The organism is Candidatus Nanopelagicales bacterium (genome assembly GCA_028687755.1).
In the GTDB taxonomy this organism is placed as follows: Bacteria; Actinomycetota; Actinomycetes; order S36-B12; family S36-B12; genus UBA11398.
The window spans coordinates 31,765-57,065 of sequence record JAQTZL010000004.1 but is presented as its reverse complement, the minus strand read 5'-3'; the positions used below and the strand labels follow the sequence as shown (position 1 = coordinate 57,065).

At 51.3% G+C, this 25,301-nt stretch carries 24 protein-coding genes; 12 read left to right on the top strand and 12 right to left on the bottom strand.

Annotated features, from left to right (window positions below):
• Positions 1-1,686 (bottom strand): hypothetical protein, encoded by a 1,686-nt coding sequence (locus PHN51_06850; protein MDD2818499.1) that lies wholly within the window; start codon positions 1,684-1,686, stop codon positions 1-3.
• A gap of 115 nt (positions 1,687-1,801) precedes the next feature.
• Between PHN51_06850 and pseB the strand changes: the two genes are divergently transcribed.
• On the top strand, positions 1,802-2,788 hold the full coding sequence (gene pseB, locus PHN51_06845) for a UDP-N-acetylglucosamine 4,6-dehydratase (inverting) (GenBank protein ID MDD2818498.1): 987 nt from the start codon (positions 1,802-1,804) through the stop codon (positions 2,786-2,788).
• On the top strand, positions 2,785-3,699 hold the full coding sequence (locus PHN51_06840; protein ID MDD2818497.1) for an SDR family oxidoreductase: 915 nt from the start codon (positions 2,785-2,787) through the stop codon (positions 3,697-3,699). Before pseB ends, PHN51_06840 begins: the two co-directional genes overlap by 4 nt.
• Here the strand turns inward: PHN51_06840 and PHN51_06835 are convergent.
• Both PHN51_06835 and PHN51_06830 read right to left on the bottom strand, forming a co-directional pair.
• Positions 3,696-4,550 (bottom strand): glycosyltransferase family 2 protein, encoded by an 855-nt coding sequence (locus tag PHN51_06835; protein ID MDD2818496.1) that lies wholly within the window; start codon positions 4,548-4,550, stop codon positions 3,696-3,698. The two genes, PHN51_06840 and PHN51_06835, sit on opposite strands and share 4 nt — an antisense overlap.
• A 22-nt stretch (positions 4,551-4,572) precedes the next feature.
• On the bottom strand, positions 4,573-6,501 hold the full coding sequence (locus PHN51_06830) for an ABC transporter ATP-binding protein (GenBank protein MDD2818495.1): 1,929 nt from the start codon (positions 6,499-6,501) through the stop codon (positions 4,573-4,575).
• A 48-nt stretch (positions 6,502-6,549) separates the two neighbouring features.
• On the opposite strand from PHN51_06830, the gene PHN51_06825 reads away from it, so the two are divergent.
• The 3 genes from PHN51_06825 to PHN51_06815 are packed head-to-tail and all read left to right on the top strand — an operon-like array spanning position 6,550 to position 8,999.
• On the top strand, positions 6,550-7,422 hold the full coding sequence (locus PHN51_06825; GenBank protein ID MDD2818494.1) for a hypothetical protein: 873 nt from the start codon (positions 6,550-6,552) through the stop codon (positions 7,420-7,422).
• Positions 7,423-7,429: 7 nt separating this feature from the next.
• Positions 7,430-8,200, top strand: coding sequence for a macrocin O-methyltransferase (locus tag PHN51_06820; protein ID MDD2818493.1), 771 nt, complete (start codon positions 7,430-7,432; stop codon positions 8,198-8,200).
• 4 nt (positions 8,201-8,204) lie between these two features.
• Positions 8,205-8,999 carry a glycosyltransferase gene (locus PHN51_06815; protein MDD2818492.1) on the top strand — a complete coding sequence of 265 codons (795 nt, stop codon included), beginning with the start codon at positions 8,205-8,207 and terminating at the stop codon, positions 8,997-8,999.
• Between the two features lie 22 nt (positions 9,000-9,021).
• On the opposite strand, the gene PHN51_06810 is transcribed toward PHN51_06815, so the two are convergent.
• Complete coding sequence (locus PHN51_06810) at positions 9,022-9,807, bottom strand: glycosyltransferase (GenBank protein MDD2818491.1); 786 nt, start codon at positions 9,805-9,807, stop codon at positions 9,022-9,024.
• A 46-nt stretch (positions 9,808-9,853) separates the two neighbouring features.
• On the opposite strand from PHN51_06810, the gene PHN51_06805 reads away from it, so the two are divergent.
• Genes PHN51_06805 through PHN51_06790 form a run of 4 tightly spaced genes read left to right on the top strand, consistent with a single transcriptional unit; the run spans position 9,854 to position 14,031 of the window.
• Positions 9,854-11,173 carry a DUF4910 domain-containing protein gene (locus tag PHN51_06805; GenBank protein ID MDD2818490.1) on the top strand — a complete coding sequence of 440 codons (1,320 nt, stop codon included), beginning with the start codon at positions 9,854-9,856 and terminating at the stop codon, positions 11,171-11,173.
• Positions 11,173-12,051 carry a class I SAM-dependent methyltransferase gene (locus PHN51_06800; protein ID MDD2818489.1) on the top strand — a complete coding sequence of 293 codons (879 nt, stop codon included), beginning with the start codon at positions 11,173-11,175 and terminating at the stop codon, positions 12,049-12,051. The genes PHN51_06805 and PHN51_06800 overlap by 1 nt, the downstream gene beginning before the upstream one ends.
• Positions 12,052-12,053: 2 nt before the next feature.
• The gene (locus PHN51_06795; protein MDD2818488.1) at positions 12,054-12,977 is read left to right on the top strand and encodes a DUF6492 family protein; all 924 of its coding nucleotides are present in this window, start codon (positions 12,054-12,056) and stop codon (positions 12,975-12,977) included.
• 37 nt (positions 12,978-13,014) lie between these two features.
• Positions 13,015-14,031 carry a phytanoyl-CoA dioxygenase family protein gene (locus PHN51_06790; GenBank protein ID MDD2818487.1) on the top strand — a complete coding sequence of 339 codons (1,017 nt, stop codon included), beginning with the start codon at positions 13,015-13,017 and terminating at the stop codon, positions 14,029-14,031.
• Here the strand turns inward: PHN51_06790 and PHN51_06785 are convergent.
• From PHN51_06785 to PHN51_06775, 3 genes are all read right to left on the bottom strand, one after another.
• Positions 14,007-14,576: a methyltransferase domain-containing protein gene (locus tag PHN51_06785; GenBank protein MDD2818486.1), complete on the bottom strand. Its 570-nt coding sequence runs from the start codon at positions 14,574-14,576 to the stop codon at positions 14,007-14,009. The genes PHN51_06790 and PHN51_06785 overlap by 25 nt on opposite strands.
• Before the next feature lie 109 nt (positions 14,577-14,685).
• Entirely contained in the window at positions 14,686-16,218 is a 1,533-nt protein-coding gene (locus tag PHN51_06780; protein MDD2818485.1) for a hypothetical protein, read from the bottom strand.
• Between the two features lie 12 nt (positions 16,219-16,230).
• Complete coding sequence (locus PHN51_06775; protein MDD2818484.1) at positions 16,231-17,319, bottom strand: glycosyltransferase family 1 protein; 1,089 nt, start codon at positions 17,317-17,319, stop codon at positions 16,231-16,233.
• Between the two features lie 128 nt (positions 17,320-17,447).
• Between PHN51_06775 and PHN51_06770 the strand changes: the two genes are divergently transcribed.
• Entirely contained in the window at positions 17,448-18,371 is a 924-nt protein-coding gene (locus PHN51_06770; protein ID MDD2818483.1) for a hypothetical protein, read from the top strand.
• On the opposite strand, the gene PHN51_06765 is transcribed toward PHN51_06770, so the two are convergent.
• Together PHN51_06765 and PHN51_06760 are read right to left on the bottom strand one after the other, a co-directional pair.
• Positions 18,368-20,140 (bottom strand): hypothetical protein, encoded by a 1,773-nt coding sequence (locus PHN51_06765; protein MDD2818482.1) that lies wholly within the window; start codon positions 20,138-20,140, stop codon positions 18,368-18,370. The two genes, PHN51_06770 and PHN51_06765, sit on opposite strands and share 4 nt — an antisense overlap.
• Positions 20,140-21,090: an SDR family oxidoreductase gene (locus tag PHN51_06760; GenBank protein MDD2818481.1), complete on the bottom strand. Its 951-nt coding sequence runs from the start codon at positions 21,088-21,090 to the stop codon at positions 20,140-20,142. Before PHN51_06760 ends, PHN51_06765 begins: the two co-directional genes overlap by 1 nt.
• Positions 21,091-21,145: 55 nt before the next feature.
• On the opposite strand from PHN51_06760, the gene PHN51_06755 reads away from it, so the two are divergent.
• Positions 21,146-22,072 carry a hypothetical protein gene (locus PHN51_06755; GenBank protein ID MDD2818480.1) on the top strand — a complete coding sequence of 309 codons (927 nt, stop codon included), beginning with the start codon at positions 21,146-21,148 and terminating at the stop codon, positions 22,070-22,072.
• On the top strand, positions 22,069-23,307 hold the full coding sequence (locus PHN51_06750) for a glycosyltransferase (GenBank protein MDD2818479.1): 1,239 nt from the start codon (positions 22,069-22,071) through the stop codon (positions 23,305-23,307). Before PHN51_06755 ends, PHN51_06750 begins: the two co-directional genes overlap by 4 nt.
• Before the next feature lie 3 nt (positions 23,308-23,310).
• On the opposite strand, the gene PHN51_06745 is transcribed toward PHN51_06750, so the two are convergent.
• From PHN51_06745 to PHN51_06735, 3 genes are read right to left on the bottom strand one after another with little or no spacing between them, the layout of a single operon-like run.
• Positions 23,311-24,228 (bottom strand): hypothetical protein, encoded by a 918-nt coding sequence (locus tag PHN51_06745; protein MDD2818478.1) that lies wholly within the window; start codon positions 24,226-24,228, stop codon positions 23,311-23,313.
• On the bottom strand, positions 24,218-24,571 hold the full coding sequence (locus tag PHN51_06740; protein MDD2818477.1) for a DUF2304 domain-containing protein: 354 nt from the start codon (positions 24,569-24,571) through the stop codon (positions 24,218-24,220). Before PHN51_06740 ends, PHN51_06745 begins: the two co-directional genes overlap by 11 nt.
• Positions 24,568-25,293 (bottom strand): glycosyltransferase family 2 protein, encoded by a 726-nt coding sequence (locus tag PHN51_06735; protein MDD2818476.1) that lies wholly within the window; start codon positions 25,291-25,293, stop codon positions 24,568-24,570. The genes PHN51_06740 and PHN51_06735 overlap by 4 nt, the downstream gene beginning before the upstream one ends.
• Positions 25,294-25,301 lie beyond the last annotated feature (8 nt).

Sequence of the window (25,301 nt, the reverse complement as noted above, 5' to 3'; positions counted from 1 at the left end):
TTAGAAGCGAAGCGCCTTCGGTGAACAAGAGAATTTCGCGTAATTCAGACCTGACGAAATGTTGTAAGTGCCTTTTTCGTTGCAACTATTTTTCATCGACTCTAAGGCTTCTTTACCCCAATCGTCGGTAGGCTTTGAATTGACTGCGACCGTTAATCGCTTCCCATTGAGTTCCTCTTTACTGAGGGGGAACCGGTTGTAATGATTCGTGATCGTGCGCAGTTTCCAATTAGCTGCATATCCAACGTTTATTGCATCGTAATACGAACCGAAAACAACGTCAGCGCCTTGCGCTTGCAGCGCATTCGCAAGGTTTAGATTGGTATTCATGACGTCAATCTTGTTCTGAATTTCATGGGGCAGAGTCAATAGATATTTGGCATTGTGGGTCACAGTGCTGAGTGCTGCGAGTACAAGCCAGAAAAGTGTTACGCCGACACCCACTGCCGGTTTTGAAAATAGACTTGGCAAGGCTCCAAGACTCAACCAAAACAAAATTGCTAGTCCCGAACTGTAAATCCATACCGGATCTACAAAAGTGATAAACGCTCCCATGGTGGCCATCGCAACGAGCCAAGCAACCGCGATAGCACCCGCTTCACTCAATTCGCAGCGTGTTCGAATCGCTTGGACTACCGAGAAAACTGAAACACTTACAACCACAGCAACAAATACCCACATGAGCATTGATTGCCAGCTTCCCGACAAGAAGTGCGTGCTCGGAGCAAGGCCGAGCGAGTACGGTAAGAGGGTTCCCATGTAGTCGGAGACCCCCGTGAGTCCAAGGGCTGTGCCTCCAATGGTCTTGTAGTAATCGACGGCAATGAAGGCGCCGTGAGACGGGTCCCACTTATTGATATTCGCGTTTACGAAGTAACTGATAATCGCAGGAACTGTGCCAATAACGATTCCTAGAGCCGCGAAAGATAACTGTCGAATACGAGGAACTCTACGAATCACCACTAGCGCGAGTAGGGGTGCGATGAGCAAAATTATTGCTGGATGCGCATAAAAACCTAAGCCAATCAATAATCCACCAGACAAGGCGCTTAACTGAGTGACGCCTTTGGATCTTGAGAGGGTCAACGCTCCGGCTGTGACAAGTAGCCAAGCCATGTCCCAGTTAGGTTGCAGCCACCATACGCCAACTGGATTTCCTTCCGGACCTAGCAGCCCATGGATGATTGTTGGGCCGACTGCGATTGCAATGAGAAACGCCCACTTGGGTGCACAAGGAAAGAGCCTAAGAAATAACCTGGCCACAAGAAAACCTGTGAGGAAAGCCAATACCGGGCGAATACCCGCACTCACAAAATAGTTTCCCGGAGCGATCGCCTCAGCCAACACGGTAAACGGATACTCCAGCGGCCCTGCGTGCTTTTGTCCCGGGAAAGCGAGAACCACACGTGGATCTCGCAGCAAGCTCTGTGCCTGTATTCCGTCAGCCAAAATATCTTGATTAGGTATAACCGCTAACCATCCGATGAACGCCCAGACGAAGCAGAGCGCTCCTGAGAGGATCGCGAAACCATTCCTGCCCAGGACCCTTAATAGCGAGGCCATCAAATGCGGCGGATGAAACTCAGAAGTTTCTTTGGCGTAATTCGTCATAGGTCTTAAAACTCCCTTGAGGAATACCTTAGTTATTTTAAAAGGTCGTTGCCATGGACACGAGCTCCCTGTCACTACTCAACTGGCCTTTACTGCCGGAGAGAGGATCTTGATTTCGAAATATCCTGAGGCCACCGGCTAAGATATGGGTTCGCTAAACGTCGACGAACATGAGCTATTGAGGAGTTACGTGACCACTTTTGAAGGCGCGTCCATCCTCATTACTGGAGGCACCGGATCGTTCGGCAAAGCCTTTCTGGATCAACTGCTCACCACGCACAATCCTGCACGCGTAGTCATCTTCTCCCGCGATGAACTCAAGCAGTATGAAATGCGGCAAACCTGGGGCGATGATCCTCGAGTTCGCTTCTTCTTGGGTGATATCCGCGACCGCGACCGGCTGAACATGGCTCTGCGTGGCGTTGACTACGTAGTGCACGCGGCCGCCCTCAAGCAGGTCGATACCGCTGAATACAACCCGATGGAATATGTCAAGACAAACATCTTGGGTTCCGAAAACGTTATTCAGGCTTCCTTAGATGCCGGCGTGAAGAAGGTCGTTGCCCTCTCTACCGACAAAGCTTCATCGCCTGTCAATCTTTACGGCGCCACCAAGCTCACGGCAGACAAGCTTTTTATCTCGAGCAACCATTACGCCGTTGATGGTGGCACCCGCTTTTCAGTTGTGCGCTACGGCAACGTGATGGGCTCACGCGGATCTGTTATTCCATTTTTCCGCAATCTCGCAGCAGCCGGGCAACCACTTCCCATCACTGATGCCCGCATGACTCGATTCTGGATCACACTTCCTCAAGCCGTTGATTTCGTTATTGATTCTTTCACGGACATGTCTGGCGGCGAGCTTTATGTCCCACGCATTCCCAGCATGAAGGTCGTTGATCTCGCTGAAGCAATTGCGCCAGGGGCCCCACTTGTTGATATTGGAATTCGCCCTGGTGAAAAGCTCCACGAAGAGATGATCTCCACCGAAGATGCGCGCCGCACGGTGAAGCGCGCCGATCGCTACGTGGTGCAACCAACACTTGCAATGTGGGGCGGATTCAAGGAATCAGTAGGCGAAAGCGTCCCTGATGACTTTGCATACACCTCAGATAACAACGACCAGTGGCTCGATGTTCCACAACTTCGCGCCATGTTGGATGAATTAGGGCTGTGACCGCCGACTCCACGTGGCTTGTGGTTGGGGCCAACGGATTCTTAGGCAGTAATGCTGGGGCGTTTCTGCAAGGAACTGTTGATGTTGTTGGAACAGTTCGATCCCATTCCCCTCTTCCTGGGTTCAGTTCGATAGTCAAATGTGACATCACGGACGGCTCTTCAGTTGATTCAGTTATTCGCGCGATTCAGCCTGACGTAGTGCTGAACACGGCTGCAATCGCAAGCCATGAACTATGCGAGCGCGAGCCAGAACTCGCACATCATGCCAATGTTGTCGGTCCTCGTAATCTTGCTCGCAGTACCGCTGCTGTTGGCGCACGCTTCATCCACATTTCAACTGATGCTGTTTTTGATGGCGCTCGCGGCAACTACAACGAGACGGATACACCGTCTCCCTTTTCTTCATATGGGCAAAGCAAATTAGCCGGTGAGCTCGCTGTACTCGAAGAAAATCCTGCTGCACTTATCGCGCGCACAAATTTTTTCGGGTGGAGCCCCACAGGTTCCCGCTCTATTCTTGAATTCTTCGTCAACTCATTAACTCGTGGTGAATTGGTTAGTGGCTACAACGATTACATCGTCTCCTCAATTTATGCACAGGATCTGATGCAGATCTTGTGGGACCTCAATGCGGTGAAGGCATCGGGTGTATTTCATTGCGTAGCTGGCAATGCGCTTTCTAAGTTTGATTTTGGTGTCGCAGTTGCTGATCAATTTGGGTTGGACTCTGGTTTGATCCAATCGGTTTCATCACCACCGGGTGCTGACGGAATTTCTCGGGTTCGAAATTTGAGCCTTGATACCAAGAAGGCCTCGCAGTTACTTGGACGACTTTTGCCCACTCAAGAAGCCGGTTTGCAGCATGCATTTACCGATCGCTCCGAACTGCGAAATCAAATTTTGAGCTAACGGTTTTTCCATCCCGTTTTAATCCAGGAGTCGTAACGCATTGCAGTAAATGCGACCAGAAAAGGAAGAGCCTTCACCTTTTCGTGTATTTCAAGGTTCTTCAATGGCACGACGAGATCGACTCGAGCTGGATGAAGATAGGACTTAGTTTTTCGCTTAAGACTCCAACCGGATTTCGTGCCTTCTTTAAACACTTCATAGTCCGACACTCCATACATCTTGCAGCGGACCACAATTTCACTCCATGAGGTTTTACCTACTTCATGAACTACAGCATCTGAGATAGCGAAGGTCGCATTGAAGTCCTTGGCCCAGCGTTCACACAGTTCTGAATCGTCACTGAATCTGCGATTCGGGTCGTACGGGTGCGCTCTGAGCGTCTTACCGATGAACAGTGTTGGTGTTCCAATTACTGCGGCCGGTCCGGGAAGGAAACGACCTTTTCGCCACGCATTAAGTCCATTTGAAAGGTAGTCATCACCTTCAATGAGTGTTTGTGCGCTCACCCCTTGAAGGTTGCCTTGATTCTCAAGTTGGAGCGCTTGAATCATCTTTTCAAGTTCACCGCTAGGCAGTACGTTGTCGGAGCCCATATTGAGAATAAAGTGCTTTGTTGTCTGCTCAATGCCGATATTGCGTGCCATACCAAGGCCTTTGCCTGGATCGGTAACAACTTTATCCGCAAACTTTTCAGCAACTTCTCTGGTGCCATCAGTCGAATTCGCATCAACCACAATCAACTCGGTTATGCCAGCCGATCTCAAACTCTTGACGCATCTTTCGATACCGCTGATGGAGTTCAGTGTGCAGACCACTGCAGACACATCGGCTGGTGTGTATTTCATTGTCATGGATTCGCTACCGATGCCTTCACTACAGCCCAAGGAGCGCAGCTTGACGATCGAAGTCCGTCACTTGCGCACGTACTTCATCGAAGGTTCCGCGAGCTGTGATGCGCCCACCTTCGAGATAGAGCATTTGATCTGCGCGGCGCACTGTCGCCAATCGGTGGGCAACCGTGATCGTGGTGACCTGACCTTCAAGTTCGTCCAGGGTCTGCACGATCGATTGCTCGGTTTCAGCATCAAGTGCACTTGTCGCTTCATCAAGCACAAGCAGCCTTGGTCGGGTATAGAGAGCACGCGCAATACCTAGCCGTTGGCGTTGGCCACCGCTTAAACGAAAACCTCGCTCACCGATCTTTGTGTCGAGACCTTCGCGGCTTTCTTCAAGGAAATCAGCAAGGTGAGCGCGATTTAGGGCATCCCACACAAGTGCATCGTCGATGAGATCTCTCGGAAGACCCAGCGCAACGTTTTCGCGTACCGTTCCCTCAACTAGCGCAACTGCTTGCGGAACGTAAGCAATTGCACCGGGCCATCGGTTGATGGCCTCGCGTGGACTTACGCCGCTAATCGTGACCGTGCCTGATTGAGGTTCCATAACACCAAGCACAACATCGGCAAGGGTTGATTTGCCTGCCCCTGTTGAACCAACCAATGCCACTGACTCACCGGGCTTGACCACAAGATTTGCCTCAATCAATGCTGGTTCAGTTGCATCGGAGTAGGTCAATGAAACTTCTGTTACAACAACAGTTGCATCGAAATCCGGGTAGCCAGCAGCAATGTGTTCGTGGATGGTTTGCGCAGTCATGCGCTGACTTGCTGGCTTTGATGAATTCATCCCTTTAGAAGTTAAGAAATCGGCAAGGAAGAACGTCGGCTGAGCTTGCACAGACGCATTACGGATAGTGATCGTCGCGCCTTGCAGGCGCAGTAATGCGGGAACGACCCGAGAACCAGCAGCAAGGAACAGTGCCGTTGTTGCGGCAGCGGCGGCCCAATCCTTAGTAAGGAACTGAACAACACCGAGGAGAAGCACACCGAAATACAAAGCAGCTTCAAGAACGTACTTAGGAATTTCCATAATGAATGCGCTCGTTGCACTGGCATTCGCATAGTTGCCAACGATGCGTTCGTATCGGCCGATATAAAGATCGCGACGATTCAACACTGTTGCTTCGCGGTAGGTAGCGAGCGCTTCAGAAACTGATGTCAGAGTGTCAATTGAGCTCTCAGTGATGATGCGGGCATTGCGCTGCGTCCAACGATTAAGGAAGCGGCCAAGCCCTACCACCACTAATCCGAAGAAGCCCATCGCAACCAGCGTCAGAATCGGATCAAACAACAACAGCGAAACACCAACGATTGTGAAGAGGAATACCTCAGCCGCAATAGTGATTGCTGACCCAAGCAACGCCACCGTCGCTGCGCCAACACCAGAGCCAAGCGCGTAGATCGCTTCGCTTGTTGTCCAACGCTGCACATCAACGAGTGGTCTGCTCAGGAACTCCTGGGCAAGGCGTACCGAAACATCGCGTTGCCGATTCGCAAGAAAGCGAATCACTCTGCGCGACATAAATGCCGAGAGCACCGTTTTGAGAATGAGAATTGCGACGGCACTAACCGCAATGAGCACCGTGAGCTGAGAAACAGTGAGATCCCCTAAGCCCAGTTTGGTTAACAAGTTTTGAACCCAGGAAGGAGTGCCATCGAGCCCGATACCCGAAACTGCCACCGCGGCTACAAGCCCCACAAGGGCGATGCCAATGAGATCGAGCAACCCGAGGGAAACCTGGATGGCTGCAGCCAAGAAGAGGAGCTTTCGCTTCTCCTTCGGCAAGAGCTCCACAGCGCGCTGGATCGACGCTTTAACCCCGGGATTTCCAAAATCGGCCACTGAAAGCCCGTTATGGGAATTGTCCGGCTCGCTCGGTAGTCGCTCGGAACTCTCACTCACAGCGGATAACGTACCGGTGTCCTCGTATTCCTACGGTCTTGGAGAACTGTGACTGACCTATTCATTGGTGTCGTGAGCCACCTGGGCAGCCGCTTTTCCCAAAATCAGGAGGAAGGCGGGCTGGCATTTGGGCTGGCTCGAGCCCTCGAGATGCTTGGCCGATCCATTGAGATTCAGGTCAATACCCTTGATGCCTGGTCTCCAGAGGTTTTGCCTCTTTCCCCCGAGGTGGGTCGTGCCTCGGCATTCGCGAGCCTGGATTTCGAGCAGACTTGGGATACTTACCTCAACGAGGGTGTCTCGACCTCCATTACCGCTCGATTTCGCCGTTCTGGGGAATTCCAGGCTCGTCGCCTGAAATTAGGGCTTGCCGCTCGTTCATCGAGTTTTGCCTCATCATCCGTGGCCGCGACACGGCGATTACTCAATATTGAGCTTTCCCACCTGCATTTATGGCGGGAAGGGCTTGCTAGCGGCGCTCAGTGGATCTTGATCCTCGAAGACGATGGCGGATGCGCAGATCTCGGTGACCTCTCGGCCGGCCTCGATGCATTATTGACTGCTGATGGAGCAGATTGGCTCTACGCCAATATTTCTGCTTCCTTTGATGCCACCCAACTCGGCGTTCGACATCTGCTCACTCCATCATCCCTGCGATGGAAAGGCGGCGCGATTCGCACGATTCAGTCGGCATCTCGGCCAATATCCAACACGGTGTGCGCGATTGTGTATCGGAGAGAATTCCTCGATGAAGTTGTCTCACAGTTCGAGCTACTTCCTCTTGAGCCCGTCATCCCCATTGATTTCAAATTGAATGCAGCCCTGATGGCTCTCTACGCGAATGGGAAAATCAAGGCAGGCGATTGTCTTCAGGTCGAACCGGCCCCAATCGTGCAGATGTCAATGCACGAGATGGGATGATTTGCCAATGAAAAGTTACGAGCGGGTTGTCGATTCAGTTGCTCGTCGCTTTGGCCTCCAAATCTCCCGGGTGAGCAACGCTGGCACTCGGCTGCCAGTTGAGGCCACTCCTGCTGACGCGGAACTCATTGCATCCCTTCGCCCCTTCACCATGACCAGCGCTGAACGCCTGTGGAGTTTGATTGGTGCGGTTCGTTATGTGACCGATGCAGGGTTGCCCGGCGACTTTGTTGAATGTGGTGTCTGGCGAGGTGGCAGCGTGATGGCCATGGCCAAGGAACTCGGCCGCCTTGGCGTGAATGATCGCAAATTCTGGCTCTATGACACCTACGCCGGCATGACCGAACCGACAGAATTCGACGTTGAAGCAGGCACAGGAGTAACCGCCACAGAAATGCTTTCAACAACCGATGTTGGCGACGGAAACAATGTGTGGTGCGTTGCTGGCCGCGCAGATGTCGAGGCAAATGTGCGCATCACTGGTTACCCATTCTCGAACTTTCAATTTATTGAAGGTGACGTTGCAGAAACATTGAAAACATCTGTTCCTGAAAAAATTGCTCTGCTACGCCTTGATACTGACTGGTACGAATCAACTCGCATTGGTCTAGAAGTTCTCTACCCGCGCCTTGTTCCAGGTGGTGTGTGCATTCTCGACGATTACGGCCACTGGCAAGGGGCTCGAACTGCGGTAGACGAGTACTTCGCCGCGCTTGGACATCGGCCATATATGCATCCAATTGACTACTCAGGCCGCGTGTTCATTAAGAACGGCTGAATACATGACTGACCAGCCTTGGCTCAGCGTTGTTACCGTGGTGAAAGACGACATCGCAGGGCTCACTCGCACCTTACATTCGCTCAAAAGTCAACAACTCAAACGAGTTGAATACCTTGTAATTGACAGTTCGTCGAATCGCGATGAAGTTGATGCGTTACTCGGATCATCAGGTTTTGATTCACCGGATTTTTCGTTTTCGTATTCATGGGTTGAACCACAAGGAATCTATGTAGCCATGAATACAGGTTTAGCTCGTGTTCAGGGTACATATGTCTACTTTCTAAATGCGGGCGATGAATTGGTTCCTGACGTGTTGAGCCAGGTTCATGATGCAAGTCTTGAATGCCAAGCAACGTGGCTCATCGGGCAAGTCGAAGTCGTTTCAGTGAATGGTTCGACCGTCGTGACGCCAGAGTGGGATTACGAATCGGAACAGCGAGCGAAGTTCGCCCGTGGGAAATTTGCTCCCCATCAGGGAACGTTTGCAAGAACAGAGGACTTGAGAGCCGTTGGGGGTTTCGATGTACGATTTCAGATCGCCGCCGACTACTCAGCGTTTCTCAAGCTAACTCTCATCAGAAGTCCACGAATGCTTGGGTTTCCAATAGCGCGTTTTTATGAAGGTGGAACCTCTAGTGAGAACTGGAGGGCTTCATTTATTGAATTTCATCAGGCTCGCTTGGAAACATTTAATCTAAACGCACTAGGAAAAAGTATCGAGTACTTTTACACCGTTCGGCAAATTGCGGCAGTCGGAATCTATAAAGGCTTCTGGTCAAAAATATTTAGGTCTTAACGACTCTTGAATTTCCACTTACTCATTGACCTTCAGATAACTTTTTTGCCCGTCGCTGCACTTCATTTGCTGCGAATCGCGTGGCAACTCGAACTGGCGCTTCCCAGATCCACTTACATTTCCGTGCGATTGGGCTTAATGCAGCGCGCTTGGCACGTTCAGACTCTGCAATATTCGTATTGCGGTCATCAACAGTCAGGGAAGTTGGATGCCAACGGAAGGATGAAACAACTTGCTGCACGTCCACAAATGCACCGAGCTTTTTCAACTTGAGTAGCAGGTCAAGATCGAAGGCGAGTTTGTAGCTCTCGTCGACTCCACCGACTTCCTCCCACGCCGACGCCCGAACCAGCATGCCCGGCTGCGGAATCAGGTCAGGACCCCAGCCAAGGATTCGAGTTGCCCATTTACCGGCTTGGCTCACCCAGAGCTGGCGACCTTCAGGATCGATATAGCGACAGGCCCCATAGGCAACAACAACGTCTGGGTTCTCATCTAGGGCTCGAACAGTTGCCGCAAGGGACCCTGGCTCTAAGAGGTCGTCGTCGTTAAGCCAATTGAAGTAGGTGTGATGGGCTTGGAGCTCCTTGGCGCCCAGGTTGATTGCGCCGGTCAGGGAACCAGGATCTGCGATCACTGGTATGCCAAACTGCTCTGCCGCCTCCAGGACGCTTGGCTCACTCACGGGAGCCACAATCACGATGTCAGCGGGCACTTCCTGCGCCCGAATGGATTCCAGGGTTTGAAGCAGAAATTCGGGTCGCTGGCCCAAAGTGGCCACGACTAGCAACACTCGTGGGTCAGTCATGATCCCGATAGTCTAGGGATTCTTATCCTGCTGCTTTGGAGCGTGCGTGAAGGAAGAATCCGACGTGGCGAATCTCGCCGAGGGTCGATTCATGCATGCCTTGGCCCAGGAGCTCTGGAATTTCCCACGCAGCCTGACGGGTAACGGAGTCCGTGCCACCTTCGATGTGCTGAAGCAACATCTCCCAGGTTTAGTCACCCACGAGGTACCCAGTGGCACGCGAGCCTTTGACTGGACCATTCCCGATGAGTGGAATATCCGCGATGCCTACCTCATTGGCCCAGACGGAACCAAGATCATCGATTTTGCCAACAGCAATGTTCATGTTGTCGGATATTCAGATCCGGTAGATCTACATCTCACCCTCGATGAGCTTCAGGCACACCTTCATTCGGATGCTGAACATCCAACCGCCATTCCTTATGTCACCAGTTATTACAACCGGGTCTGGGGTTTATGTCTGCCTCACGAGGTTCGCGAGGCGCTACTCCCAGGTGAATACCACGCTTACATTGACAGCACGCTGCAGCCGGGTTCGATGACCTACGGCGAATTAGTGATTCCAGGTGAACTCGAAGAAGAAGTCTTTATTTCCACCTACATCTGCCACCCGTCACTTGCAAACAACGAGCTCTCAGGGCCGGTTGTTTCAGTTGCACTTGCTCGATGGTTGATGTCACTACCTTCACACAAATACTCGTACCGTTTTGTGTTCGTCCCAGAAACAATTGGCGCGATTACTTATATTTCGCGCAATCTTGATCACCTCAAATCACATGTGATCGCAGGAATGCAACTCACCTGCATCGGCGACGAAGGCGACTACTCGTATATGGCCTCGCGTTTGGGTGGACTTCCTATCGATCGAATTGCACGGCGAGCAATTGCTCAAACACCACAACCTGTTGAATATTCTTATCTCGATCGAGGAAGCGACGAACGTCAATACTGCGCGCCTGGTGTCGATCTTCCTTTGATTTCATTAATGCGAACCAAGTACGGCTCATACCCGCAGTACCACTCCTCCGCAGATGACCTCACCTTTGTCACACCAGCGGGCTTGCAAGGAGGCTTCGATCTCGTAGCTGCAGTAATTCATGAACTTGAAACTTCTGTGTATTACCAGGCAACTGAGCACTGTGAGCCACAGCTTGGAAAGCGTGGTCTCTATCACGCCATGCATGGCCGAACCGTTGCTGGCGAAATTCTGCTGCGCACCCACGTACTCAGTTATTCAGACGGGCGGCATTCGCTCCAAGACATGGCCGATCTATTGGACCGTCCTGTTGAAGAAATCCAGATACTTGCAACAGAATTGCTTGAGCACGGATTGCTCACTGAAGTACATCTGAGGAAAGGCGCTTGATGTCAGTCGCATCGCACTACGACGGCAGTGCTTCGAGTTATGGGGATCAATACGACCCAGAAAAGATCTGGACGAACGAGGAATACCCAGCTAATTTCTTTCGCTTGCAACTTGTGCAGCGACTCCTTGCCGAATTCGGTTCAACTTCGGTCTACGAACTTGGCGTGGGTGACGCTTCACCCCTCTCGACCATCGGTGCCACCGGCTTACGCGTTGCTGGCAATGACATTTCACCGGAGATGGTCAAGGTGGCACGTGGGAATATGGAGGCTCGTGGCCTCGAAGGTTCACAAATCACCTGGCTTGATGCGCAAGATGCGAATGCACTTGCCGCTGAACGCGAACTGCGTGGAGAATTTGATTCGGTCATGGCTCTCGGCGTAATTCCACACGTCAGTGATGACCTCGCTTTTGTGCAAGGCATGGATTCATTTCTGCGACCTGGCGGTCAATTAATTTTGCAGTTCCGCAATTCGATGTTCTCCATGTTTACGTTTAACCGTCTCACCAAGGAATTCATTCTCGATGAACTCCTTGTTGATGTCCCCGAGTCGATCAAGGCAGTTGTCTCATCGGATCTTGACTCTCGCCTTGAGGTAAACAAGCCACCGGTCCGCACACGCCCTACTGGCGACGGCTACGACGAAATCCTGGCTCGCTTCCATAATCCTTTTGAATTGTCTGAGATTGTTCGCTCACTTGGCTACTCAGACTTGAAGTTCCATTGGTACAACTACCACCCTGCGTACCCAATGCTCGCTGATCAGATCGATCCACGCGAATACCGTGAAGCTCAGATTGCTCTGGAGCACGAAGGAACCTGGCGCGGAATGTTCCTATGTTCTGCTGGCATCATCGAAGCAGTAAAGAACGCCTGACCATGACTCAACCGTTCGCAATGCTCTTAAAGTCTTACAGCGCGGACTTTGAGTATGCCCAGCGTTTGGTTACCTCATTCAATACGTTCAATGCGGATGGGGTGCACTTATACGCGGTTGTTCCAGACCACGACTTAGAACTCTTCGCACCACTTACTTCAGAAAATATCGAATTCCTTGGTGAGTCTCGATTTGCTGAGCACCTAGTAACTGAGCCAGTTCATGGAATGCGCCCTGGATACATCAATCAGGAAATCATCAAATTAGCGTTCTGGGAACTTGGATTGGCGGACAACTACTTCTGTGTTGACTCTGATGCTGAATTCATTCGAGAATTCCGTATTGCCGATTTCATGTTTGATGCGATAACGCCTTATTCAGTGCTCGTTGAAGATCATGAGCTGGAAGTTGAGCCTGCTTACTACAACCAGTATTGGAAAACTCGCTCTACTGAAATTCAGCACATTGCAGATTTAATTGGGTGGGATTCCTCGGTCATCCGCACCTGCCACGGCCATACTGTTTTTTCTTCAACGGTGTTGCGCTCTTTCGTTGAAACTTTTCTTGCGCCACGCGGCTGGGATTACAAAGACGCGCTTGCCGAGTCCCCATATGAATTCAGTTGGTACAACATATGGCTGCAGTACGCGCAACCGATAGCCATCCATGCTCGAGAGCCCTGGATCAAGGTATTCCACCACGAAGGTCACCATCTTGAGTACCTAATGCGGGGCGTCACGATCAAAGACATTGCTCGCGGCTATCTCGGTATCGTCGTGAACTCCAACTATTCACGCGATCTCGGTGTCGTCGATGCCTCGGCAAGCAAGCCGGACTCCTTGGCTCGTTACCTCTCCTATGGTGAGCTACTCGGAGTCTTGTCGGCAAAACTCAAGGACACCGCTCAGCGCCGCTTCAAACGCTGAATCTCCTACATACTCTCCATCGATTAGAGTTGCGGATATGAGCGAATTGGTCGACAAGGCACTCAAGTTCCCGCGCCTTGCGAAAACCGTTGCCGCAGCGCATAGCTTCAATGGGAGCGCAACCATCCCTAGATCTACGCCAGGGCAAACGCAGTTCAATATGCGTTCAGCTATGGATATCGATCCCCGCCTTGGTAAGTGGGTGTCACGCCGTGTGATCAAAGAAAATGATCCACAGGCTTGGCAACTCGCTGACTGTAATTCGAGCCGATTCATTGATTTAGCTGAAGCTGATCGAGCTGTTGCCACAATTCAGCGCGACGGCTTTTACGTTTTTGATCACGTTGTTGACCACAGCATTACGGATGCCATTCGCGCGTTTGCAGAAAAAGCACCCTGCGTTGCACGTGGCGCGAACACACCAGCAGCTACATACCCACGTTCAAATCCAGCTGTAGGCCGATATGACTTCGATGAGGCAACTGGCTTACAGTGCCCAGAAGTTCAAGAATTTGCTACTGATCCCGTGATGGCTCTGATTTCGCAAAAGTATCTTGGTCAACCAGTTGTGATGGACGAAGTGGCATTTTGGTGGACTACAAGCCAGCGGGCTCAAGATGCCGATGTCAACGCACAACTCTTTCATCAGGATCGCGATCGTTTGTCCTTCTTAAAGTTCTTTATTTATTTGACTGATGTCGACCCAGAGACGGGCCCTCACATGTACATCAAGGGCACTCATCGAAAACTCCCTCGTTCTTTGCGCGGTGATGGTCGTAAGACTGATGAAGTCGTTCGGGCAGCTGGGCTATGGAACAACGTGGCAGAGATCTGTGGCCCAGCCGGCTCAATCATGGCTGTCGACACGATCGGATTGCATAAAGGGAAAACTCCACTTCGTGGAGACCGTCTTGCCTTAGAGAGTGAATTCTCAACATCACTTTTCGGTATGGATTACGAAACCCCCGAATTCACACCTACAGAACTTACGCGTGAACGCGTAGCACAAATGCCCTGGGTACTTCAGCGTTACGGTTTGAATCCTTCAGCATAAATAGATTCATATTCACACTCGGGTACATCGATCTCTGCATCAAAAGTGCGCTCGGTAACTGAGATGAGGCCAGCTCGCTCTAACACGTGCTTGAGATTTTCGATATCAAACATGTATTGATGTTCGCCACCCATGTAGGCGATGTAATTCACTGCATCAATCGCCGTTGAATCATTGAATGCTGGCTTCCAGGCTAAGAATTCTTGCGGCAGTTCGCGCAATCCCATGTATGCCTCTATGTATAGGCGTGCATTGGGAACCGAGATTGAAAATTTTCCTCCTGGCTTAAGTACCCGCATGCATTCCTGCAACACCGTCTGCCCTTGATCAAATGTGAGGTGCTCAAATAGGTGCGAGGAATACACAACGTCGACGGATCCATTGGGAAATGGGATTCCTCGGCGCAAATCCCAGTAGAGGTCACAATCCTGCGTCACATCAATGCTTGTGAACCCATGACGGCCTGGGCCACCACCACCAATATCTAATTTGATTGAAGACTGAGTTTCGAGAAGATGTTTCACACGTTTTGGTGTTGGTGCCATATTATTGCGGTCAATTACATATCTATATATCTCGGTGCTACATGGAATACTTGTTTTGATTCGTTCACGCATTGATGACATCCGAGTTCAATTCCCCTTGTGTACTGCCTTACTTGTTACGCGTGAGCCTCCACCGCTGCAACCTATTCTCGAGGTGACTCATATCCAACGTAATTTTATTCGCTTCGCAGAGGTCTATGCCACCGAGCGAACGCATACCGACGTCATTCTTGTTCACAAATTCGTAGGTGAATCCTCGTCGCTTCATCATGAGCCCATATGAGACAGCCCCGGGCCACCATCCGGGTTCACGATTTTCAAGGGCATGACCAAGCTCTTCAACTGTTGCGACTCCTGTTGCGCATCCCAACTTGTCGTAAGCACATGGGCCCATGACGATGACTGGTCGCTTAGCAAAAGCGGCTTCTACTCCAGTGGTGGATCCATATGTGACCACGATGTCTGCCTGACGCATGAGCTCGTATGAATCAGCTTCCGAGAATGGATCCAAATGCATGTCAGGCTGGGCGTATGCAACGGCTTCAAGCCATTCTTCAACATCTAGTTTTGGCTTCATCCGCTTATGCGGGTGTGAACGAACGACGAGTGAATAGCCGGGGCGCTTTCTGCATTCATCAGCCAGAACCTTCAGTGCATTATTTTGACCCGCAAAATAGGCATCCCAGTCCAATTCAAGCTCTGCGATTTCATCTCCTGAAGAGCTGAAGTACACGACGGTGCATTCAGCTTCTGGAAGTTGAATTTCAACTCCCTTTTTCTGTGCATCTACAAAGAGAGCATTTGCTGGGTCCTCGTGATTGATGCGTTCAAGGAACCAACGGCTTCCCAATTCATCGCGCTCATCCACAGGCCACTGCTCATACATTGCGAGCATGCGCCTTTGCAGTGCATCCCAGTCGTGTGTTGCGTCGATCGTCAAATCGAAATCAGTGTGCGATCCACCCATGTCGTAGTTCAACACAGGTAGACCGCGAGTTTCCGCTGCAGCTGCCGCAGCACGATCATGAAGGAACCGACCGTTGTAAGTAATCAGAGCTGTGATTTTGCAATCATCGATGAGCTTCAAGGTTTGGTCATACACATAGGCATAGGACTTTGCAGTCGCCTCTACCCATTTCTTTGGCCACAGAAAGTCATCGGTGACTGGAGTTTCACGATCAGGATGCACCTGCAAAATTGCACGCCCTACGGCAGTTCCTCGATATTGCATTGCACGAATATTTGTTCTATTCAGCACCTCTGGAAGCTGAACTCGTTCCATAGGACGCCAATGTTTAATCGGCGGATTGGCGAAGGCAGCCTTGGCTAACCCTTGGGAAATCAGGCCTTTACGCACTCTCTGGTCACGCCCAGGAGAGTTGAGAATTCGACTGATGTTTCGACTCGTGGTCCAACCCACATCGTGTAGTGGGGTGCGTCCGGCCCAAAAAGCAAGGGTTACTTCAGATCCGATTGACTTCAGGCTTAATGCGATATCGGCGAGAGCACCTTGGGCAAAATCCCAATGATTGAAGGAACTTAATAGTACGTTTGTGCGCTGCTCAGGAGTGAGTACTGAAGCAATGTAGGCACCGACAGACGGGTGTTCCGCGCGGATGTTGTTTTCTGAAACGGCATTCATGTCAGGAACAGATTACTTCAGCAGCGATTCATATACGGAAGCAGTTTCACGCGCAGAGCGTTCCCAGGAAAATTGTGCGGCTCGAGTAATTCCTAATGCCGACAATCTAGCGCGTTCTTCATTGCTGTTCAGTACTTCATTCATGAGCGTTGCCAATTCAGAAATGTTCCCAGGAATGAAATATCGAGCTGCATCACCGCCAACTTCGGGCAATGAAGTTGCTGCAGCCAAAATTGTGGGTGTTCCACACGCCATCGCTTCAAGTGCGGGCAGTCCAAAACCTTCAAATCTGGAAGGAAATACGCACAAATCAGCATTGCCGTATGCCGCGCTCATTTCGGCATCAGGCAATGTGCGTTGTTGAACGTTTCGGGAGATGCCCAATTCCTTAATCATTTGGCTCTCAGCTCTAGTGAATTCACCGCCACCGATAAAGAGCAAAGTCAGGTCAGGATGTTTAGGAGCAATTTGGGCAAAGGCGCGAATAAGCACTTTTGCATCCTTGTACTGGCTGCGATTGCCTACAAAAAGCACGTATCTCTCAGGCAGATCTTTCCAACGCTCCGCTCCCGGTGTGAAAATCGGATCGACACCGTGATGTACCACGGTGATCGGTGCTTTTACCGAACCGTAGGTTGCTAAAAGGTCATCCCTTGTGGCAGCTGAAACACAAATCACGTGATCTGCAAGTTCCACGTAGCGTTGCTTACGCGTAATGAAATCTAGGCGACGTCGAGTAGCGGGCATTCGCTCAGGGATCATGTCGTGAATCGTTACTACGCGCTTTGCGCCTGGGTAGCCAGAAAGCCCGTGCGGTAAGTAAAAGGTGTTATGAATGATGTCAACGCGAACCTTTGGACGCACTCGTGTGAAATATCGAGCAAGGGCCCTGTATGAGTTTGCCGCTGATTCAACCTTGAGTGCAGCCGTTGTGGCCTTGCTGTCCAAAACGTAACGATTCACAATCGGTGCACGGAGCGGTTCCAGCTCAACCCCGATTTCTGGGTGCGCCACATATTGCTTGGCCAATTCAGCAAAGAGCCGAGAAATCCCGCCATACTCCTGGATAGCAAATATCTGCTCATCAAAGGCTAGGCGCACCTAGTGATTCTATTGGCCTCGTTCGATTTCCTTTGGTTCTACACTTCATACGGCCTAAGGAGGTTCTCATCAGTATCGATACTGGCAAGCGAGTTGTTGTATATCCCCTCAGCGGATACATCAATCGCTTGCAAGCCGTAGCGAGCGCGTCACTCTTAGCCGAAGAACTCGGGTGGACGCTCATTGTGGCTTGGGAGCCTCAACCTGTCGCCGCTGCTCCAGCTTCCGCTGTATTTAGCGAAACTTTTTGCCTAACCAACGTTCGCACTGCTGCTGAAGTGCAAGGTTCTCTGGGTTTCGAACTGACCCAAGTACCGAATTACCTCAATTTTGATAGCAACACAGGTGTGATCACGCTTGCTGGACACGATCGCGGCGAACAAATGTTTATGCCAAAACTGAGATCCATCCTTTCGGATCATCCAGAACTTCATACGCTGGTTCTCGTAGCTGGCGGTCATTTTGGATTTACTGCAAATCTTGCACCTGCCGAGCAAGAAATGGCATTACATGCCAAGCGCTCCCAGTGGTATCAAACTGTCGAACTCAACGATGCGATCGAAACTCCAGCAAGAACCGCGATCAAAAATCACACTCCTTATGTAGCACTACATCTGCGATACACCGATCGATCGCATCAAGTGCCTTCCAAGAAACAGATCGAGAGTGCCCTATTGCATCTTCGAGATTCCACTACAACTCGATCTTTATTCATCGCAAGTGATACTTCGGCAGCGCGTGATGAATGGGTGAAGCGGGCGCAGACCCTTGGATTCTCACCTTGGTTCATTGAGCACGAAGTGTGGGATCGTGCAGATCCACGTAGTGCTCACCCAGCACTTATTGACTGGCGTGTACTGGGAGCAGCTGAAGCTCTCGTGTTCTTCAATGCATCATCATTTGCGTATGAAGCCGCTGTGGCCTCGGGGCACTTTGAACGCTCCATCGGGCTTTCACCTCACAAGCTGAGCAAGGTTCGGGCAACAGCTGGGGAATATATGCATGCAGGTTTGAGTTACCCAAAGCGGCACGGTTGGTTCGGTGCTCGCTAAGGCAAGAATCCCTCTTGGATTGATGCACCGCGTAATGCAAGCGAACCTGAGAACTGCGGAGTGCAGAGTGGATAGACATTCCAGCATTGGTCAGATGCAGACGGGGTAAGTACCGCCAAACCGCTGCTCAAATGTTGGCTTTCGGTTGGTGCGAAAACAATTGGCGCTGTCTTGAGTTCAACTGAAATTGGCCCCAACGCCCAAGTCTTTATTTCGGTATCAAGATTGGTATCCAGCCTAAAGATCGCGCAGTAACCAACAACTAAGAAAACTGCCAAACTTGAAGCGCAGAGCGCCGCAGGTGTCATGTGCATGAGCATTCGAGTTTGACGCGATGATCTCGAGATCGCAAAAAGTGCCCAACCAATAGGGATCACCCCAAGGCTAAACACGGGACCCCAGGCGAAACGGAATGACGGCGGCGATGCCAGAAACCATGCTGCACACGTCAATAGCGATGGCAGCATTACCAAGAGCATTGCTTTCCATCGCACATTCGCACTTCGTGCAGCCACCATCAAGGTCACAATCGCTGTGATGAACAAGGCGATGCACACATACGTTTCCCACTGCGAAGGCAATCTCGATAGCCATGCTGGAATCCAGTTCCAACCTGCCGCCGCCTCCCACAAATGAAGCGGGTCTCGTGCCGCACCAAGTGTTGGCGTGCGATTCCACACCGGATCTGGAGCAAGCCACTCAACGGAGAACGGATGGAGAGACAGGGGGTACTGCAACCATCCACTCAAAATGAAATCTCGAATTGATTGAACAATCGCGAACAGAGCAGCAATCACGGCTGCAGTGACCCACAGAGTTTTTGATCCAGTGCTTTTCGGTCTGGTTTCCTTTGCCTGCGATCGTCGGGTGATGAAGTAACGCACTACTAGTACACCAACAACCCCAACGAGAAACACGCCCATGAGTGGACGCAAACTCACTAACAGCACTGCGATCAAGAACGCGGTTGCGCCATTTCGGGCTCTATTTGCCTCACTCCAAATTACGTCTGACAAATAGGCGGTCGCCACCATGGTTAGTGCAAGAACGGCAGCATCTGAACTTGGGCTTGTCACCCAGTAGTCGGATAACGCAACCATTGGAACCAGAGTGACGACAGCGCCAACGAGTAACACGTATGCACCAACAGTGCGTGACCCTCTAATCCATCGCAAAGCCAAGTCAAGAACCATCATGGAAATAATCAGACCGTTGACAAGTCGATAACCTTCGCCGTCCCAGGGACCATTTCCGAGGAACGCTGCGACCGGGAATAAACTGTTGTTGTAGCCAAAAGGGAAATATAGATTTGCAAGGCCCGGGATTGTTGAATAGTCACCTGCGTATTTGATTGCTCCAAGGTGATACAACCCAGTGTCGTAATTAGTTACTGGCCCCAACGCTGCAAAAGCGAGATAGATGACTGCTACCGCAAGTGCTACGAAGAGAATTTTCGTGAACACACTGTTCTTGAGATCAACGGCAGAAGTTGACCACGATCCAGTTATGTAGCGAAATAATGAGAATGCTCCGAAACCAACCAGAACCGCACCCATAGCAACGGCGACTGATGCATCTCGCAATGGCGCGAACACACCAAAGACAAGAATCGCAAGCACGACAACAGCAAAGCCCCACCACAGTGCTTGTCTAGCTATAACGAATTTCGATTCAACTGGTCGTCCAACACTTACAAGGCCGAAGCCAATCGCAACGCAACTCGCTGCTATCAATGCCCAAGTAACGAGGACAAGAACACTACCGATCATTAATCGAGCAAAGTTGATCGAAAGAATTCGATGGTGGTAGCTAAACCTTCATTAAGCGCAATCGTCGGTTCCCAACCAAGCTGCTGCATTGCACGAGTGATGTCAGGTTGGCGGCGAACCGGATCGTCCTGGGGAAGTGGCAGGTACGTGAACTCTGACGTTGTTTTGGTTTGCTCGACTACAAGGTGGGCGAGCTCGGCAATCGTGAATTCACCAGGGTTTCCTAGGTTAATTGGTCCCGTGACTTCATCTTCAGAATTCATCATTGCGATGAGTCCGTCAATGAGATCACTGACGTAACAGAAGGATCGCGTTTGTTGGCCTTCACCATAAATAGTGATGGGCTGGTTGTTAAGCGCGCTCACGACAAAGTTTGAGACCACTCGGCCGTCATAAGGATGCATGCGCGGGCCATAGGTATTGAACAGGCGGACAACCTTGATCTTGAGATTGTGTTGACGGTGGTAGTCAAAGAAAAGAGTCTCAGCTGCGCGCTTGCCCTCGTCGTAACAAGCACGTGGGCCAATCGGGTTCACGTTGCCCCAGTAATCCTCTGTTTGAGGGTGTACGAGCGGATCGCCATAGATCTCAGAAGTTGAGGTGAGCAGAATCTTGGCGCCTGTGCGCTTGGCCAAACCCAGCATGTTGATTGATCCATGCACGGCAGTTTTCGTCGTCTGAACCGGATCCCGTTGGTAATGAACTGGGCTCGCTGGGCATGCGAGATGGTAAATCTCATCAACTTCCACGTAGAGCGGGAAGGTGACGTCGTGCCGCATCACCTCAAAACGAGGGTTATTCAGCAGGTGAGCGATGTTGTCTTTGGTGGAGGAATAGAAGTTATCCACGCAAAGAACGTCATAACCGTCGTCGAGGAGGCGCTCACACAAATGTGAGCCAATGAAGCCCGACCCGCCTGTGACGAGTGCTCTTCCTTTGACGATGCTCATGCATTCCTCCCTAACCTGCGCCTAACGTACCGGCCTGGGATGGCATCATGCCCATATGGATCCAGTGTCACAGCCCATCTTGGTGCTGATGGACTATCGCGGAGGCGATCGTTTCCGAAGATGCTTGGCATCGGTGGCGCAAGCAGAGCAATTCTTCTCGCGAATCCTGATCTCCGTAACTGCTGCACCAGATTCAGAAGATATGGCAATTGCAGAGCAGTACAGCTTGGATCATCCCAACTCAAAGGCCGAGATTCTTTGCACAGGTGTTGAACTTCCCACTCTTGAACACCAGGCCTTCTGGGTTGACTACCTTGAGAAAACAGGCGCCTCACCGCAGGACTGGATCTATTGGCTTGCCTACGACGATCAAATTCGCACAGCTGGAATTGAGTTGATCTCCCGTGCGGATGGGAGCTGGAATCTCACTCCCAGGACTGCCTATTTCGGCCCCTGGGCAATGCGCCATGAACAAGCCGACGAGCTTTACCCGGGCCCGTGGGATGAGCCCCTTGAATCCTGGACCTCGTTTCCAGTGCCGGAACCAACTCGGTTGCCAGTGATCGCTTGGATTGCCCGCCAATTGAAACAACCGACGTACATGCAGATGTCTGGCTCAATCTGCTCCTTTGAAAGCTTTTTGCAACTCCGCGACGGTCACCCGCGAAAGACTGGGCCCATGCGTATTGAGATGGCTATTGCGTCAGCCACGTGCAATACCCATGTTGAAGAATTTCCAGAGCCCATCAGCATCATTTATGGCCGACCTAACTCCGATCGAGCTTCGTATGGATCAGCTGCTCGCAAAGAAGATAAGCACCTTCTCCTGTGGCTTGCACGCTATGGCATCGCACATCCGCGTTCTATTCCTTCACTGATTAGTCAGTCAGTCTCCGTTGGTGCGCAATTCCTCGGACTGGGTAAGAATGCAGAAACCACAGTCGAAGAGGACTGGGTCGTTCGGGGAACGGTGCAGCCATGAAGGTGCTACATGTCAGCACATATGACGGCAATGGAGGTGCGGGGCGTGCAGCGTTCGCACTGCATCGAGCCATGTGTGATCACAACATTGACTCTTCGATGCTGGTCGCGCAAAAGAGTTCACATGATTCACATGTTCGCGAAACAGGTGGAAATCGCTGGAAAGCTGCTCAATTCGCTGACCGAAAATTATGGAACCTGCAGAAGTCTGTGAATTCCTCTTGGCGTTCACCTGCCTACTTCGGTTCATTGAATGCAGACGTGCTCAATGCATCTGACGCTGATGTCATTAATTTGCACTGGGTTACCAACGGTTTTCTATCGATTAAAGAAATCAGCAGGATCACGAAGCCAATTGTGTGGTCCCTGTATGACATGTGGGTGTTCTCAGGAGCTGAGCACTATGGCGCTGACGAATCGGATGCACGCTGGCGCAGTGGCTACACAAAAGCCAATCGTTTGCCCGATGATCGCGGTATCGATGTCGATCGACGCACATGGGAACGCAAGCATCACTTTTGGACAAAGCCGATGCACCTTGTGCCTGCGAGCACCTGGCTAGCTGATCGCGCAGCATCGAGTGAACTCGCATCAACATGGCCCATCACGAGAATTGCACATGTCGTTGATACTGATGTATTCACGCCGATGGATCGCATGATTGCGCGTCGACTCCACAACCTTCCCGCCGAAATCCCACTTGTGCTGTTCCTTTCATCCGCTGGCATTGGTGATCCGAGAAAGGGATGGGATTTGCTCGCACAGTCAATTGAGCAGGTGAAGCGACAGGTGCCAAATATTGAGGTCGTTGTGGCGGGCCCATCGACGCGGGAATACCAATTGCCTTGCGGCACCAAGATTCATTGGGTTGGCCATGTTGAAGGTAATCAGGCTCTTCGTTCTTTGTACGCCACTGCAAATGTTGTCGCTGTGCCAAGCAGAGAAGACAACATGCCGTTAACGGCCATGGAAGCACAGAGCGTAGGGATTCCCGTTGTTGCCTTCAATATTGGTGGCCTGCCTGACATCGTCGTCGATAACGAATCTGGTTCACTCGCATCGGCTTTTGTTACCGAGGAACTCGCTTCGGGAATCATTCGCTCCCTCGGAAAAGATGCCGATGGCTATTCATCCACAGCACGCACACATGCTGTTGCAACTTGGTCACCCGATGTTGTTGTGCGCAGTTATGTTGAGGTCTATCAAGAAGAAATTGCGAAGTCGCAGAGCCTTTAAGGACTACTTCTTGTTGCGCTGGCCCAGATATGTGTACGCCTGACCTGCAATACCTCGCCAGGTGGCTCTGAAGTGATGCTTGCGCGTCCAACGATCTGCTTTGCGATCTATTTCAACTTTCACCGGTGCGGTTGGCAAGGAAATTTCTTCGATGGGGCGAAGTTCTTTGCGATCAACAAGAGTGTGGGTTGCTTCTTCGCCAAAGCCAATGTTTTCAATCAAATTCACATTGCTCGTGGCAGTCAACTGGTGCGAGACCATGCTGGCGAGTACTAACTGCCCGTCCCAAGTGTCGACTTCTTTTCTTGCGAGCAATTCAAAGGTGCTCGCCCAATAGACCGAGGCAGGAAGCGAATGGCCTGAACGAGCCCATAATTTTGTAGGGGGTAACTCATGGCGCCACCCAGCAATATCGAGCTCGTGCTGCTGCCAGGAACGGCGCCAAGTAGCCCACCCCCAAATGTGTGGGACTTGAGAAAACCGGTAGGCCTGATCAGGGTGTGATTGAAATTCTGCAGGCACGAAGTTACAACCAGAAATTGCAAACACCCGATCATCTTCTTCATAGCGATCAAGAAGTTCTGTGCAATACGGGAAAAATGATGGATGAGGAATGATGTCATCTTCCAAAATAATGCCGCGCTCTTCATGAGTAAAGAACCAAGAAATTGCAGTGGAAACACCGAGACCGCAGCCCAGATTTTCATCTTGGAATTGGGTCTTAACTTCGCAATCCCAATCAATGCTTGCAATTAACGCGCGGCATGATTCGACCTTCTGCTGCTCGTCTGGTCGAGCAGCTCTGGCGCCATCAATTGCTGCATAGATCTTTGTGGGCTTCACTTCGCGAAGCCGATTGATGAGCACTTGCAAGTGATCGGGGCGATTAAACGCCATGATCAAAATAGGCTCATTGATCACGATTCTCGCGCTCTTCCTGAATTTCTTGACGCAGCAATGCAACTTCTTCAGCGAGGCGACGAATCCGCATTTCATGTCGGCTGAGTTCGTGGCTCAGCTGCACGCTGACAAGAACGAGTAACACAGCGAGTACAAAGAACACGAGGTTCACTGGATAGGCGACGCCAAGTTTGGTCGCGACCCAATTGAGTGAATCCGGAATGAGTGCGAAAACTAGTGCGACACCCGAGAAGAACAACCAGAGCACCGCATACTTTTCGCGAAGCGCACCTTTGCGAAGCATGTTCAGCACAAACAGGAACGTGACGATGGCGGTGATGCCCGCGAGAATATTTGCGGTCATGCTGCATCACCCTTCGGTGTTTTCTTTGAACGAGTCGCCGTAGCGATGATCGCAAGTGTTGCGCGGCCGAGATACAGAGCAGACCAAATCGCATTCTTACTTGGGCGACCAGCTTGGCGGAAATACATGGTCACTGGAGTTTCGTGAACCACTAGACCGTTGCGAATGGCGATGGCTAAAGAACCAACGGTGTCACCCAGGTAATCAGCGGGGTAATCCACTGCAAAGAGCGCGATTGCTTTCGGTCCTGCACTGCGAAAACCTGAAGTGGGATCCGAGATCGTTCCCCTGTTCATGCGGCTCAAGGATTTTGAAAGCAACACCATTGCCCAACGTCGAGGACCTCCGACGAAATACATCGAGTTTGGATGGAATCGAGTGCCGACCACTACATCAGCTTCATCTAGGCCATCGAGAACGCGATCGAGGTCCGCCGGGTCATGCTGACCGTCTGCATCAACTTGCACCATGGCGTCGTATCCCTCGCGTGACGCGTATAGGAAGGCGGTACGCATGGCGCCACCAACACCGACGTTGAAGGGAAGATTCACTACTGTCGCGCCGGCAGCCTTGGCCACTTCAGCCGTCGAATCCATGGATCCGTCATTTACGACCAAAATATCCGCATCTGGGCGGTGTTCCTGGACCTTGGCGATGACATCAGCGATCGATCCCTCCTCATTCCAGGCCGGGATGGCCACGAGGGTCTTCTTAGATGTCATGAGGGGTA

Bases quoted from the DNA above. Each gene is read 5' to 3' on its own strand.
- PHN51_06835 (MDD2818496.1), bottom strand. From the start codon at position 4,550: ATGACAATGAAATACACACCAGCCGATGTGTCTGCAGTGGTCTGCACA.
- PHN51_06820 (MDD2818493.1), top strand. From the start codon at position 7,430: ATGAAAAGTTACGAGCGGGTTGTCGATTCAGTTGCTCGTCGCTTTGGC.
- PHN51_06815 (MDD2818492.1), top strand. From the start codon at position 8,205: ATGACTGACCAGCCTTGGCTCAGCGTTGTTACCGTGGTGAAAGACGAC.
- PHN51_06810 (MDD2818491.1), bottom strand. From the start codon at position 9,807: ATGACTGACCCACGAGTGTTGCTAGTCGTGGCCACTTTGGGCCAGCGA.
- PHN51_06800 (MDD2818489.1), top strand. From the start codon at position 11,173: ATGTCAGTCGCATCGCACTACGACGGCAGTGCTTCGAGTTATGGGGAT.
- PHN51_06795 (MDD2818488.1), top strand. From the start codon at position 12,054: ATGACTCAACCGTTCGCAATGCTCTTAAAGTCTTACAGCGCGGACTTT.
- PHN51_06790 (MDD2818487.1), top strand. From the start codon at position 13,015: ATGAGCGAATTGGTCGACAAGGCACTCAAGTTCCCGCGCCTTGCGAAA.
- PHN51_06785 (MDD2818486.1), bottom strand. From the start codon at position 14,576: ATGGCACCAACACCAAAACGTGTGAAACATCTTCTCGAAACTCAGTCT.
- PHN51_06780 (MDD2818485.1), bottom strand. From the start codon at position 16,218: ATGAATGCCGTTTCAGAAAACAACATCCGCGCGGAACACCCGTCTGTC.
- PHN51_06765 (MDD2818482.1), bottom strand. From the start codon at position 20,140: ATGATCGGTAGTGTTCTTGTCCTCGTTACTTGGGCATTGATAGCAGCG.
- PHN51_06760 (MDD2818481.1), bottom strand. From the start codon at position 21,090: ATGAGCATCGTCAAAGGAAGAGCACTCGTCACAGGCGGGTCGGGCTTC.
- PHN51_06755 (MDD2818480.1), top strand. From the start codon at position 21,146: ATGGATCCAGTGTCACAGCCCATCTTGGTGCTGATGGACTATCGCGGA.
- PHN51_06750 (MDD2818479.1), top strand. From the start codon at position 22,069: ATGAAGGTGCTACATGTCAGCACATATGACGGCAATGGAGGTGCGGGG.
- PHN51_06740 (MDD2818477.1), bottom strand. From the start codon at position 24,571: ATGACCGCAAATATTCTCGCGGGCATCACCGCCATCGTCACGTTCCTG.
- PHN51_06735 (MDD2818476.1), bottom strand. From the start codon at position 25,293: ATGACATCTAAGAAGACCCTCGTGGCCATCCCGGCCTGGAATGAGGAG.